General features: G+C 33.0%; 16 protein-coding genes and 1 tRNA gene. All 17 read left to right on the top strand.

The window, feature by feature from the left end:
- Positions 1-11 precede the first annotated feature (11 nt).
- The 17 genes from D1B32_RS11755 (at position 12) to D1B32_RS11680 (ending at position 12,887) form a co-directional block, all read left to right on the top strand.
- Positions 12-491, top strand: a complete 480-nt coding sequence (locus D1B32_RS11755; protein WP_118889467.1) for a hypothetical protein — start codon at positions 12-14, stop codon at positions 489-491.
- Positions 492-571: 80 nt separating this feature from the next.
- Positions 572-1,102 (top strand): hypothetical protein, encoded by a 531-nt coding sequence (locus D1B32_RS11750; protein WP_118889466.1) that lies wholly within the window; start codon positions 572-574, stop codon positions 1,100-1,102.
- Positions 1,103-1,115: 13 nt separating this feature from the next.
- On the top strand, positions 1,116-1,727 hold the full coding sequence (locus D1B32_RS11745) for a sigma-70 RNA polymerase sigma factor region 4 domain-containing protein (RefSeq protein WP_118889465.1): 612 nt from the start codon (positions 1,116-1,118) through the stop codon (positions 1,725-1,727).
- 57 nt (positions 1,728-1,784) lie between these two features.
- The gene (locus tag D1B32_RS11740; protein ID WP_118889464.1) at positions 1,785-2,477 is read left to right on the top strand and encodes a hypothetical protein; all 693 of its coding nucleotides are present in this window, start codon (positions 1,785-1,787) and stop codon (positions 2,475-2,477) included.
- A gap of 67 nt (positions 2,478-2,544) precedes the next feature.
- Entirely contained in the window at positions 2,545-3,204 is a 660-nt protein-coding gene (locus D1B32_RS11735; RefSeq protein WP_118889463.1) for a hypothetical protein, read from the top strand.
- A gap of 168 nt (positions 3,205-3,372) precedes the next feature.
- Entirely contained in the window at positions 3,373-4,188 is an 816-nt protein-coding gene (locus tag D1B32_RS11730) for a 4Fe-4S single cluster domain-containing protein (protein WP_118889462.1), read from the top strand.
- A gap of 23 nt (positions 4,189-4,211) precedes the next feature.
- A complete protein-coding gene (locus tag D1B32_RS11725; RefSeq protein WP_118889461.1) occupies positions 4,212-5,057 on the top strand; it encodes a hypothetical protein in 846 nt (281 codons plus the stop codon).
- Between the two features lie 18 nt (positions 5,058-5,075).
- Entirely contained in the window at positions 5,076-6,707 is a 1,632-nt protein-coding gene (locus D1B32_RS11720) for an AAA family ATPase (RefSeq protein WP_118889460.1), read from the top strand.
- Between the two features lie 16 nt (positions 6,708-6,723).
- On the top strand, positions 6,724-7,122 hold the full coding sequence (locus tag D1B32_RS11715) for a hypothetical protein (protein WP_118889459.1): 399 nt from the start codon (positions 6,724-6,726) through the stop codon (positions 7,120-7,122).
- Between the two features lie 41 nt (positions 7,123-7,163).
- Complete coding sequence (locus tag D1B32_RS11710; protein WP_118889458.1) at positions 7,164-7,550, top strand: DUF1257 domain-containing protein; 387 nt, start codon at positions 7,164-7,166, stop codon at positions 7,548-7,550.
- A 48-nt stretch (positions 7,551-7,598) separates the two neighbouring features.
- Positions 7,599-7,874, top strand: coding sequence for a hypothetical protein (locus D1B32_RS11705; protein ID WP_118889457.1), 276 nt, complete (start codon positions 7,599-7,601; stop codon positions 7,872-7,874).
- Between the two features lie 14 nt (positions 7,875-7,888).
- A complete protein-coding gene (locus D1B32_RS11700) occupies positions 7,889-8,206 on the top strand; it encodes a hypothetical protein (protein WP_118889456.1) in 318 nt (105 codons plus the stop codon).
- A 26-nt stretch (positions 8,207-8,232) separates the two neighbouring features.
- Complete coding sequence (locus tag D1B32_RS11695) at positions 8,233-8,439, top strand: DUF2997 domain-containing protein (RefSeq protein ID WP_118889455.1); 207 nt, start codon at positions 8,233-8,235, stop codon at positions 8,437-8,439.
- A gap of 22 nt (positions 8,440-8,461) precedes the next feature.
- Positions 8,462-8,908 carry a hypothetical protein gene (locus tag D1B32_RS11690; protein WP_118889454.1) on the top strand — a complete coding sequence of 149 codons (447 nt, stop codon included), beginning with the start codon at positions 8,462-8,464 and terminating at the stop codon, positions 8,906-8,908.
- 273 nt (positions 8,909-9,181) lie between these two features.
- Positions 9,182-9,316: transfer RNA gene (locus D1B32_RS23775), tRNA-Ser, on the top strand.
- A gap of 128 nt (positions 9,317-9,444) precedes the next feature.
- Positions 9,445-12,114 (top strand): FAD-dependent thymidylate synthase, encoded by a 2,670-nt coding sequence (locus D1B32_RS11685; protein WP_118889453.1) that lies wholly within the window; start codon positions 9,445-9,447, stop codon positions 12,112-12,114.
- A 23-nt stretch (positions 12,115-12,137) separates the two neighbouring features.
- The gene (locus tag D1B32_RS11680) at positions 12,138-12,887 is read left to right on the top strand and encodes a hypothetical protein (protein WP_118889452.1); all 750 of its coding nucleotides are present in this window, start codon (positions 12,138-12,140) and stop codon (positions 12,885-12,887) included.
- Positions 12,888-12,889 lie beyond the last annotated feature (2 nt).

Below are 12,889 nucleotides of genomic sequence, written 5' to 3'. Positions count from 1 at the left end.
GGTGATTATAGATGATATTAGAAAGATTGCTAATGGAAAATTTAAATGAGTGGGAAACCATCGTCGACAATTTAAGTTGTCGAAATAATGAGTTGTTAGTGCCAACTGTAAATGATACTACAACATTACATGATTTTAATGTAAACCTTGCGAATTTTTTCTCAGAAGTGAACTTCTATTTTGCAAAGGCTCGTAGAAATAAGGATGCAATTACACGCCTTATAAAAAATGTTTTGCGTGATAATTATAGAGGCCAAAATGATCTTGCTAGAAGAGCTGCTGGGATACAACTCGCTCAAAGATATCCTGTTCCTGAAGCTGTATTACCCTTTCAGCAAAATGATCATATAGATTTATTTGATTTAGAGGATGTCTTTAATGGACATTATTATATCTTAGAGTCGATTATTCAAACCCTTCATGTGAAGTCTGGCGCAAAAATTACAAACAATTCACTTTTAAATCTAGAAAGAAGCTTATTAGAAGCTTAATTTTCAAAATGGTAATGAAATGCATTAAGGGGGAGTTCTCAATTTTGAGTCTCCTCCTTAATTTAACCGAGGTGTATAACATGGAGTGCAAATTTGCAGAAGAATGCGCAAATTTAAACAAATCTTGCTATAAATGCTTTAATTTTAATATGTATAGTCCCCATAAAGAAAAAACAACACTACGAACTCGATCAAATCAAAATAAGCACATAAAACAAGGAATTGATTTTGAAAATCAAGGTACTAAAAAATACAATACAACTGTAAAACAAGCGAAAGAAGTCGCTCGCAGGCAAATTGCTAGTGGAGCCTTACACTTTGCATTAGGAGATATGATAACGGAAGAAGAGATTACAGCTTCCTTAGCAGAGTTTAAAGAAAGAGGTTCTAGAGATGCAAGAGGAGTGAAGCAAATAACTATCAAGAAAGAGTGGCTTGATGGTATTAAGAAAGAAGCTTCTCAAATGGGAAAAGAATATTATTTTCTACCTTTTCGCTTCAAAGGATCTGATACTGATTATGTGGCAATTGAGTTTGATGTTATCTTATCTTACGTTCAAACTATTCAAACCCTTGTAGAACAGATTCGCTTATTGCAAAAAGAAGAATAAAAGGGGGATTCATTTGTCTAATCAATATATAAATCCTTGGACAGAAGAAGCAAACGAAGAACTCTTATTCCTAGTAGGGAGAGTCAAGACAATTAAGGCTATAGCAAAACGTCTTAATCGAACTCCAGGATCTGTCCAAAGACAATTGGAGAGATTGGGTGCAACAAAGCACATAGAAACTGGAATGTTTTCTGCTAATGAATTAGCTAAAACACTTCATGTGGATACTAGTACAATAATAAGGCATATACATGAAAAAGGTCTTCCAGGTGAAAAACTCTACTTCAAAGGAAATAATTCAAAAAACCAACCTTACTATATTGATGTAAAAAGGTTTTGGAATTGGGCCAGCAATAATAGAGATCTTTATATTTGGTCACGAATTGAGCGAAGAGTTTTAAATCCAGAACCAGAATGGTTAGATGAGCAAATATCCATAGATGTGCAATTACCTTCAAATAAAGGGAAGTATTGGACTCCAGCTAAAGATACAAAGCTATGGAATATGTATTATAACCAAAATATGAAACAGAAAGATATTGCTAATATATTAAATCGTTCAGTTAACTCTATTGAGAAACGTTTAAAAAGATTAAGAGATACAAAATTTTCTCTTAACGCCTAACGGCTTATTTTATGATTTAAAAAATTTAAAAACAATTGTCTGAGAGGAGAATATAATATGAGTGCAGAATTACTTGATGCATTAGTATTTGAAGGAGAAGAAGCAGCTGGATCTTTACAAGAAATGATGGCAGAAATGCTTGGAAATGTAGAACAAGGAGGAGGATATGTACGCTCTGAATTGGACGAATACACAATTCGTAAAATGATGTTGGCTCGTGAATATAATAAAAAAGATATTGAAAAAATGAAAGCAATGAAATCTGCGATCATGAGAGACTGGGACCGTAGAATTAACAAAAAAAATGAAGACATTGCAGCAATTGATTCTATCGTAGATAATTTTGTTCGAAATGATAATAAAGGTAAAAAATTATCACTTGATATTGGTACTGCATATTTACAAAAGAAACCCCATAAAATAAAAGTTGAAAATGAAGATGAGGTTAGACAGCATTTTGCTGAGCAGAATATGCTAGAAAAGTTTATTAAGCCAGGTCCTTTAGATACAGGATTATCTGAAAAGTATTACATGAATGAATTTGAAGAGATTGTAAGCTCTATAGTAGAGCTTGAAGTAGATAGAGAGAAGCAGTTGAGTGAAAGTAAAAAAGTTACGAAAAAGCGTGAGAAAGAAATAAGAGAAGAAGTAATCGAAAGGGAGCTTCCTAAGTTTAAAGAGAAACTCCCTAATGGATTTGCTTTAACAATGCCTACTGAAAGCTTAACCATCAGATCAAACATAAAATAACTACACTATAAAGGAGAATTTCTTATTTGAGAAGTTCTCCTTTATTTAATTTTAGGGAGGATTTTTAATGAATATTTTAAAACAGCTATTTAATAAAAAACAAACTTACATGGTACTAATCTTAATGATGTTATTATTCACTGTAGCGGCCTGTTCAGAGACAGCAGCTCCCACAGAAGACAGTGATAAAGAGACAGCAGAAGGAAGCGGTGAAAGAACACCAGAAGAAAGCGAACAAGAGGAACAAGAAGTAGAAAAGGAAGAATCAGATTTAGAAGATACATCAAGAAATAAGTCTGAAACTTCATCTACAGAAACAGTTGAATCAAGTTCTGATTTATCACTTGAAATGGACTATGAGTTAGCTATGGTTGAAGTTATGACAGGCTTTGCTAGTACAATGGAATCTCTTTCAATATTGACAGGTGAAGCAGGTCAAGATGTAACCTTACTTTATAGTGAGGATTGGGTGATTTCAGTAGCATTTGAACTATTAGAGTTAGAAAGTTTAATTGGAGAAATTAGATCATTAGAACCTCCAGAGAAATTTGAAGATTCACATAGCGAATTGTTGCTTGCAGCTGATAATTATCAATTTGTCGTAGATAATTATCCAACTGCTATTGATACTTTAGATGTAGATTTAATAAATGAATGTACAGATTATATCATAACAGCTACAAGTCATATTGAAGAAGCAACTGTTATAATTTCAAATATGCAATGATTACTGCAGATAAGCCTAGAATCCGTATGCTCACAGTGTGTTACGTTTAATTATCTAGGATTATCTGCAGTTTTTTCAAAATATCACTATTTTTGGTTGCTTTTCCTAAGCTTTTGTTTTAAACTAATAAAAGTAAGGCATTACATTTTTATAAAAGAGGTGCATTACATGGTAGATTTTATGCGTTTTATTGGTGTGACCAAGAATGCCTTAACTGCTGGACCTGGAAAACGATTAGAACTCTTTACAAAGGGTTGTATTCGTGGAGTTGTTAGTCCTTGTGAAGGTTGCTTTAATCAAACAACATGGACGTTTGAAGGTAAGTATCGAAAACTGACAATCAATGAAATCATTGAGATTATAGATAGAGATGCATGGAATCGTCAAGTAACATTTTGCGGTGGAGAGCCAATTTTACAAGGTAGAGCTATTGGCAAAGTCGCAAAAGAACTTAAGAAGAAAGATCCTACCTTTCATATTGTCATGTATACAATGTATAAGTTAGATGTCTTAATGAAGCACGGGTTGAATTTTTATTGGTCTAAAGAAAGACACCAGGATGCCATGTTAGAACAATTAAAGGATTATTCAGCTTCATTTGAGATTAAGAAGACAGATGCAGAAGGGAATCCAACTTTAGTTAAATTTGAAATACTTACTACTGATGATGTTCTCGAATTGATGAGATACATTGATATCATTGTTGATGGTGAGTACAAGCATGAGCAGCGTCTAACGATTGCTAAGTATATGCATGATGGTGGATTTATAGGTTCCGCTAATCAACGTGTTATTTTTGCATCTGAAACAATGACACGCCAAAATAAAGACAATCAATTTATCTACAAGTATGCTGATGAGTATATGAATGAGTTTAATTCAAGTAACCATTGTAAAGCTTGTGGGGGTTCTACTCAAACGGAAGATTATTGCTCTTCTTTATGTGAAAACAGATATAAAAAGCATTTAGATGAGAGTTTATAAGAATATGAAAAGGAAGATGTGTCATGATGAGTCTTATAGATCAAGATACAATTGATTTGAATAAAGTAACTGATATAAATCCATTTTCTGATCAGTTATACTATGATATAAAAACAAGCAAAAAACATACTGTTACATCTGAGATAAAGGTGGAAGATGATATAATTTCTATACCATTTTATATCGATAAAAGCATGTTTACAAAATTGCGATTAAGAATTGATACATTTAAGGCCATATTATTAGATACAATCAAGAAAATCGATGCTGACAATATAAATCATAAAATAGAGAGTCATCCTATCATGAAGAAGGAGTTAGAAGTTTTTCATTCATATCTTAAAGAGAGATATAGTGATAAGTTTCTTATTCAGTTAAAAGAGCTATATGTCTTTAAAGGCGGTGTAGGGTTAATCTCACTTAATAATGGAACTAACCATATCTCAACATTTGAAAGATTACAGTTTCAGTATTTCAATGATGATCTTTCCGTTCATATTAAAGATATATTGCAAACAACTATAATTAAACAGACAGAATTTAAAAAATGCTGTTTTAAATTTTATTCACTAGCAGATAATAAAATTTTCACTGTTGTTCCTAGTCAAGAGAAAGATATTACAAGCATTGATGACGGAGATTTTTGTGACATTTCATTGCGCTGCAAAATCATTGGAGTAGAAGATTTTAAAGAGTCAGATGCTCAATACTCATTAGTTAAAGAACAGTCCTTAATTAAGTTAAATGAAGTAAAGGATCCAGATAGGATAACCGATCTTATTAGTAAACGTCATGAAGTATTAGAAGATATTAAAAGTGCAATAAGAAAACAGTCAATTGTCGATGAGTTTGCAGACATTGAAATTTGAAATTGGAGGGAAATATAAATGAGTGAAAACACACTTGAAATGAGTGGTATTAATGAAATTCAAACACTATTAAATTCAAGGCGGAAAGCTTTACTTGTTGAAACATACGAAGAAGAGCGTTTTCTTGAAGATATGAAAGCATTAGCTGAGTTAAAGTCATTTGAAATATACTCTTGGTCCATCACTGGCGGTGGTGTTGATCTTTTATCTGAAGAAGAAGTTTTTAAAGATTATGATCCGATTAGTTTTGTTAAAAGAATTACGGCTCATGATAAGCCATCTATTTTTATTTTAAAAGATATACATGATCTTTGGTCTAATCCACAAGCAAAACGAGCGTTGCGTGATTACTTAGAAAGTAAAAGCTCTATCTATAAGCCAATTATTTGTACGTCTCCACAGATATCAATACCTTTAGAACTTGAAAAATCAATTACAACTGTTCGATATGATTTACCTTCTCGAAAAGATGTAATTGAACTTTTAGAAGGAATGGAAAAGTTTTTGAGAAGCAAAGAACTTCCAACGCCAGAAGGTCGAGAAAGAGATGCTATTATCCATGCTTTGGTCGGCATGACACGTACAGAAGTTAATAATGTTCTGAAGAAATCTGCTACAAAACATAAACGTATTTTACTTGATGAGATAGTGGCAGAAAAAGAGCAAGTTATTCGCAAAACTGGCTTATTGGAATACATTACAAAGTTAGGTAACATGGACAATGTTGGTGGTATGGATATATTTAAAGAATGGTTAAACGATGCTTACTATGCTTTTGATCCAGAAGCACGTGACTATAATATCGATCCTGCAAGAGGAGCTATTACAGTTGGTGTTCCTGGTAGTGGTAAATCTCTCATGGCAAAGTCATTAGCACATCTTTGGAATTTGCCATTATTAAAAATGAATATGTCAAAAATCATGGACTCGAAAGTCGGCCAGAGTGAAAAGAATATTGATCGTGCATTAAAGCTTGCCGAAGATGTATCTCCATGTGTTCTCTGGATTGACGAGCTGGAAAAAGGTCTTAGTGGAGTGGGCTCATCAGATAGATCAGATGGAGGAACATTATCCCGTGTTGTTCAATCATTATTAACTTGGTTATCGGATAAGGAAGCACCTGTATTTGTTATTGCAACTGCTAATGATATTTCTAAATTACCTCCAGAGTTAACACGTGCTGGCCGATTTGATGAGTTTTTCTTTGTCTCTATTCCTTCAGAAGAAGAAAGAGAAGATATTTTAGAGATTCATCTTCGCAAACGTGGATATGAAATTGGTGAAAAGAAAGATGAAAACACATTTGAGCCTAATCAAATTAAACGTGTAGCTCAATTAATGAATAACTTTACAGGTGCTGAGATCGAAAGAGTAGTTGCTGAATCAGGTAGAAGAGCATATGCAGGTTACAAGAAGGAGTTACGTGAATCTTATCAGATGACTGAAAAGGACTTGGTAGAACAAACTGAGTTAGTTATTCCAATCGTTCAAAGGAACCCTGAAATTCTTCAAGAATTACGAACATGGGCAAAACAATCTGCCAAATGTGCATCTTCTTATGAGCATGAAGCTATTCATGGTAAACCAATTAAAACAGAAAAGAATAAAGATGAAGTCAACCCAAAAGAGCTACTGTTTGATTTCAATTAAAAGCTGAGGTGAAGATATGTTTGATCCAGTAGAAGAGAAATCCCGTATCTATGAGATGCTTAGCGAGTCAAAAGTTGAAGAACATCATTATAATAATCAAGAAATTATAGGACATGCTGTCGATTTTGCTATGTGTGAATATAGAGAACTTGCTCATGCATATAATGACTTTTTCCAGAAAGTCAGTCATCTTGTAGTTTTTAAATATAAGATGAAAGATACGATTGTAAAAGAAACAATTAATACATTTAAAAGCCTTCGAGAGATGATAACAAATGAAGGATTTACAAATGAAGAAATGGAAACAATGCCTACGCCAGTTTATAACCAGGTAATAGCTGTTCAAAAAGAAAGAAGCGAATTGCTTAAAAAGATTGCTGAAACATATATGCCTGAAAGAATGAAAAATAAGTAGCATTTGCTCTTATTATATACAATTACAAGGAGGATATTTTTATGAGTCATTTTGCAGTTTATGAGTGTAACGTGTCAAATGTAGATTTTATTAAAGCTTCATTGTCAGATATGGGTCTTGGGTACAAGGAGAATACAACGATTACTGATTACTATGGTCAAAAGCGCTTAGCTGATCTAGCAGTAGTTTCTAATGGTAAGCTTCTTCCATTAGGATGGATAAAGGATAAAAGCGGTGAATTACAATTGCAAGCTGATTGGTTTAAAGTTCCCATGTCAGAAAAGCAATTCACAAATAAAATAAGCCAATTACATTCAAAATATCAAGTTATCCAAACATGTGAAGAAAATCGATGGACTGTAAACTTTGAGAATATTCAATTCAATCAAGAAGGCGAGATTGAAATTCTTGCAACTACGTTTGCATAGGGTGGTTTAATCCACCCTATCTACATATTAAAACTGGAGGTGTTTAATATGTTTATGTTTCTTTTTACAGTTGCTATAGCATCTGCAGCCACAATTGCTCCTGTATATAAGATTAAAAAGGTTTTAGTTTGGATTTTAAAAATCCCAATCCTTGGATGGGCTATTAATATTTCATATGGATTATTTGCAAGCACAATACTATTGAAATTATTTGCATTCCAGTCAAGTACGGCTGGATTAGCTAACTTAACATCTACGTTTGTTTTTGCAGCTTGGATTCAATTTGAAAGTAAAAAAAGAGCACCTAAATTGAAAACAGCTTAAAAAGGAGATTTTTTATGCAAAATATATTTACAGATGAAGAAAAAGCCATACTGGATGCATTTAAGGAAAAATTTTATGTTGTAGTACATTCTATGGCTAGTCAAATACTTACTATTGATTCTTCTACAGGTTTTGAATCATATGATGATACCGAAGTTTATGGTGAAACCTCTTTAATTGAAATATTCTATAAAGATGAAGTAATTTATAAGATTGAAAAGCCTAGAAATGATATAGAAGCTGTTTTAAATTATGCAAAATCATGGAATAATGCTGGTCGTCCAACACCAGAAGATAACTTAGATTTTTTCACATCATTTAATTTAAAATAATTAAGATAGACAAAGGAGAGTCCAAAATGCAATTAACTGAAGTTAAATTTAAAATATCTCCAGGCGGAGAGATCAATATGGAAGTACTAAATGGTCAAGGGTCATCATGTGTTGAAGTTACAAAAGAGATTGAAGTTAGTCTTGCAAATGCCGGTCAGAAGAAAGATGAAGGTAAAAAGCCTGAATTCTACGAAGGTAGCGGTAATTTATCAGTATTTAATGACCTTACTTAATTGAGATTAGAGGAGCATTTAAATGTCAAAAGTAGAACTAAGTAATTTTGAAGATACAGTTAATGAAATTAGAGATAAAATAGTGCCACAAATTATTCGTGTAGATATGCTTCCTGGTTTCACACGACCATCTCTTACACAAATTGAAAAGCATATTCTTAAGTTGTCCCGGAATCAACCAGCTGATGATGTGACAGTTATATTATTTGCTTATGGACTAATACTTGGAGAAACAATGATTAAAACAATTGAAGGATCTGAATGGAATTATGAAGCTCCATCATTAGAATTCTTACGCATCAAATTGCCAATATCTGATGCTAATGGAGATTCAATATCATCTATACCAATTAAAAGAGTCATAGGTTTATTTAACTCCAAAGACATAAAAAACAAAGGTATTGTATCTTATTACGATCAAATTAATAAAACCTTTTTAGAGCATAAGAAAGATTTAGTAAAAAAATAATAAGGAACCTACTACTTTCTAGGTATCGTACAGCAGATGTGGAGCATCCAACAATGTTGGAACTCCCCCAATAGTAGATAAATAGATTGTCTGATATTGGGGGAGTGGTTGACTTTTGCTCTTTCAAACTGACCCCGCAAACAGTTAGCAAAGAGTGGGCAGATGAAAACTGCTGTAACAAACATATCACTTAGTTAATTTGGATGGCGTTAACTATGTGATAGGATCTTGCGTCCCGGCACAACTGAGTGCGAAGCCATCCACTTTATTATCACGGAAGTAGCGAAGCTGGCCGAACGCACCCCGACGAGCGGGGAGGAAGGAAATAAAAAACCAAGATGTTGATACTTTGTATGAAGGGTCCTCTGGAAATACCTTCCCACGCAGGTTCAAATCCTGCCTACCGTGAACCTAATTAATGCACAGCATAGGGCTGAATAAAAAATATAAAAAGGATGGTGAAACACCCCTGACAAGGTAGTTTCAACCAATCAGCTCTATGCTGTGCATTAATGCATTACATAGGAGGAATAATAATGTCAAATACAAAACAAGAAGAAAAGAATACAAAAGTCGAAGTAAAGGAAGAAATCAATGATTCCAATAAGACTTCTACAGTAGAAAAGAGAAACACAACAAGGAAAAGACCTACAAAAACTGAATCATCAGAGAATAAACAAACAGAAAAAACAATCGATATCTCTCCTTTTGTCAGCAATCCAGAAGGGAACATCTATGCCATTAAAAACTTACCAGAAGAGTTTGTTGCAACTTTATTCGCATGGGTATCCCGTTCACCTAAATCGTTTAAGGAACATTTACAAATAGCTTTAAAAGAATTTGATATAGAAGTTCCGAAGCAAGACACTTTTACTAGTCTTGATAAGAAAGCAAAAGATTTTCATGAAAAGTGGACTGTCGGGTACGGACATAGTTGCTACGATGAGAAAACTGAAGTTCTTACGGAGAAAGGATTTAAAAACTGGTTTAGTGTTAATGATGATGATAAATTAGCATCTGTAAATCCTGACTCTTTAGAAGTTGAATATTTAAAGCCAGTTAAACTCATTGAAGAACCTTATACTGGACCAATGTATAAGGTTGATCGAAACCGTATAGATATGATGGTAACACCAAATCATAAGGTTTTTGCATGGCCTCGTCATAAGATTAAAGAATTCGAAACTCGTAAATATCAGTTAATTAATGCTGAAGATTTAAAAGACAAATGTTATAAGGTTAGATTAGGTGGATTAAATTGGAATGGGGACGTTTCCGATACATTATATGGATACCCAATTGAGCCATTACTACAACTTTTTGGCTTTTTTATTGGAGATGGTTACATTGATACCCGAACAAAACATTCAGTTCAGTTTCATATTAAAAAACAACGTAAAATTGATTATCTATATTCTCTCTGTGAACAGTTAGGCTTATCAATTTCAGCAAATAAAAATTATAAGTTCTATATCACATCTAACAATAATGATATTGGTGATATCTTATCAAAATGTTATGACGAAAATAGAGAAAAACAAATCCCAGATAATCTTCTAGAACTTGATTCCACAATTCTTCATTATTTATTTGATGGCTTAATGAATTCAGATGGAAGTAAAGATCATAGAAATGGATCAATGGTATATGATACTTCTAGTAAAACATTAGCAGATCAAGTGCAACATTTAGTTTTACTATTAGGCTGGAGTTCATATCTTAGTTATGAGCGACCTGCACAATCTGAAAACCATAAGGATGGATGGAGATTATTTATTACAAAAAAGCTACTTGAATCGATGGTTAATAAAGTTCAATATGACATTTTTGATGACTGGGAGGATTACAGTGGTTTAGTTTATTGTGCAGAGTTGCCAAAGTATCACACATTAATTGTGCGTCGAAATGGAAGAGTTCATATTAGCGGAAACAGCGTTGCAGAACATGCTGTAGCACATGTCGGTATTGAAAAGGTATCTCGACTAGCAAGTGCAGATCTTGAACTTAGTAATACATTTTACAGTATTACAGAATACAGTCAGCGATATCAAAAGCCTAAACGTGGTGATTGGCATAATCCATTCAAAAAGAATAGCAAAGAACATAAAGAATTTGAACAGTCTATGAATGAATGTTTTGATGTATTTGAGAAGTTAATTGATGAAGTCTATAAGGATTTGAAATCTGAATATCACGATTCTATAGAATTTAAACAGCTTAAGAAGAAACAAAAAGAGAATGATAAAAATGTTAAGGAATTAACTAAAATCGATAAAGAACTGTCTTCTGACTATAATGCATTAAAAAAGCTTGCATTTGAAGATGCTCGTTATGCATTACCTTTAGCCATGTACACTCAATTAGGTATGACTGCTAATGGTCGTGCTTGGAGAGATGGCTTAGCACAATTAGAGACAAGCAAATACACTGAAGTTAAAGATATGCGTAAAGCGTTGAAAGAAGAGATAACAAAAGTATTACCAGTCTTACTAAAATACGCAGATGCTTCTCCATACCAGAAAAAACATCAATCTGTTATTGAATCTAATTTTAATTCCACTCAAGATGATCAAGGTTTACAACGTGATGTTAAAGTTCTTACTGTCGGCCTTGAACTTGATGAGGTTTTAAATATTTTAGCTTTATATTTTGTACAGCAATCAAATATTCCTTATTCAGTTGCACTTAATCGTGCCAGAGAATTAGATTATGCAAAAAGAAATCAAATTATTGAACAGCTTCTCTTTGATATTAAACATTTTGATACAGCACCAGAAGCTTTTAAGTCTGTTAATTATCAGGTTGAGCTAAAAGTATCAGAAGCAAATTGGCATCAGCTCTTGCGACATAACCGCAAAACAGATTTTATGTTTGCTGGGCCTTCTATGCAAAATGGATTAGTAATTCCACCAAGAATTAAAGCAGCTGGTTTAGAACATCTCTTAGTGAACTTACATGAAAAAGTATTTGCACAGTATGTAAGCTTTGTAGAAAAAGGTTTCGATCAAGAAGCGGACTATCTTATTTTAAACGCACATAAGAGACGTGTAGTGGCTAATTTTGACTTATGGGAAGCTTACCACTTAATTAATCTTAGAACGTCTGACGAAGCACAATGGGACATTAAAGACACATTCAATGAGCTTTACAATGTTCTATCACAGTATCATCCTCATTTAATGAAGCAAGTAAAGCGAAGAATCTAATTTAAAAAAGGGAGAGAAAAAACATGGAGAAAAACTTGGAGACCAATATTAAAGATATTATTTCATCAAAAATGGAAGAGGGAATAGTTGAGGAAATCATTACAAAAGAGTTTGAAAGTAGTATAAGAAGTGCAACTGATCAATTATTTAATAGGTATGGAGGAATCACTAGTATAATTGAAAAGAAAATCAAGTCTGTAATGGTACCATATCTTGAGAACTATGATTATAGTGAATATATCGTTAAGTTAGATGCTGTTCTTGTTGATATCTTAAAGAACAGCACTGTAGATAATAAGGAAATTATTAAAAACTTTAAGCATCTAGTAGATTATGAAAGAAAAAGTACTATTAATGCGACTGATTTATTTGAAGAGTGGATGAAATATGTTGCTGAAAATGTAGAAACACATGGTCTCGATGTTTATTTTGAAGATAGTCCTCATTATGAAAGTGTAGAAGTGAATTATTATGTTGAATACAATGAAGAGAGGTCATGGAGCAGTCATAAATCTGCAGTGATTATATTCGAATGTGAACATGATGAGGAAATGAATTTTGAAGTAAGAATTCATCGCTGGGATCATAATAAGAAAAATGAGTGGACTCTCGATTATGAAGGTATTAGAGATTTGACTTCTCTAAAGCGTTTAAATTCGTTCCAAATTCTATTAATGCAGCTTTCTCAGGATTATACATCAATTATATTAGACTTAGACAGTGATTCTTCTGAGGTTGAACCGGATGCAGAACCAGAAGCATCATTTTCATAAGG

The organism is Oceanobacillus profundus (assembly GCF_003515705.1).
GTDB classification, from domain to species: Bacteria; Bacillota; Bacilli; order Bacillales; family Amphibacillaceae; genus Oceanobacillus; species Oceanobacillus profundus.
This window is presented reverse-complemented; position numbering and strand designations above follow the sequence as displayed.

Excerpts from the sequence above, each read along its gene's own strand:
- D1B32_RS11755 (WP_118889467.1), top strand. The coding sequence starts at position 12 with ATGATATTAGAAAGATTGCTAATGGAAAATTTAAATGAGTGGGAAACC.
- D1B32_RS11750 (WP_118889466.1), top strand. The coding sequence starts at position 572 with ATGGAGTGCAAATTTGCAGAAGAATGCGCAAATTTAAACAAATCTTGC.
- D1B32_RS11740 (WP_118889464.1), top strand. The coding sequence starts at position 1,785 with ATGAGTGCAGAATTACTTGATGCATTAGTATTTGAAGGAGAAGAAGCA.
- D1B32_RS11735 (WP_118889463.1), top strand. The coding sequence starts at position 2,545 with ATGAATATTTTAAAACAGCTATTTAATAAAAAACAAACTTACATGGTA.
- D1B32_RS11730 (WP_118889462.1), top strand. The coding sequence starts at position 3,373 with ATGGTAGATTTTATGCGTTTTATTGGTGTGACCAAGAATGCCTTAACT.
- D1B32_RS11725 (WP_118889461.1), top strand. The coding sequence starts at position 4,212 with ATGATGAGTCTTATAGATCAAGATACAATTGATTTGAATAAAGTAACT.
- D1B32_RS11720 (WP_118889460.1), top strand. The coding sequence starts at position 5,076 with ATGAGTGAAAACACACTTGAAATGAGTGGTATTAATGAAATTCAAACA.
- D1B32_RS11715 (WP_118889459.1), top strand. The coding sequence starts at position 6,724 with ATGTTTGATCCAGTAGAAGAGAAATCCCGTATCTATGAGATGCTTAGC.
- D1B32_RS11710 (WP_118889458.1), top strand. The coding sequence starts at position 7,164 with ATGAGTCATTTTGCAGTTTATGAGTGTAACGTGTCAAATGTAGATTTT.
- D1B32_RS11705 (WP_118889457.1), top strand. The coding sequence starts at position 7,599 with ATGTTTATGTTTCTTTTTACAGTTGCTATAGCATCTGCAGCCACAATT.
- D1B32_RS11700 (WP_118889456.1), top strand. The coding sequence starts at position 7,889 with ATGCAAAATATATTTACAGATGAAGAAAAAGCCATACTGGATGCATTT.
- D1B32_RS11695 (WP_118889455.1), top strand. The coding sequence starts at position 8,233 with ATGCAATTAACTGAAGTTAAATTTAAAATATCTCCAGGCGGAGAGATC.
- D1B32_RS11690 (WP_118889454.1), top strand. The coding sequence starts at position 8,462 with ATGTCAAAAGTAGAACTAAGTAATTTTGAAGATACAGTTAATGAAATT.
- D1B32_RS11685 (WP_118889453.1), top strand. The coding sequence starts at position 9,445 with ATGTCAAATACAAAACAAGAAGAAAAGAATACAAAAGTCGAAGTAAAG.
- D1B32_RS11680 (WP_118889452.1), top strand. The coding sequence starts at position 12,138 with ATGGAGAAAAACTTGGAGACCAATATTAAAGATATTATTTCATCAAAA.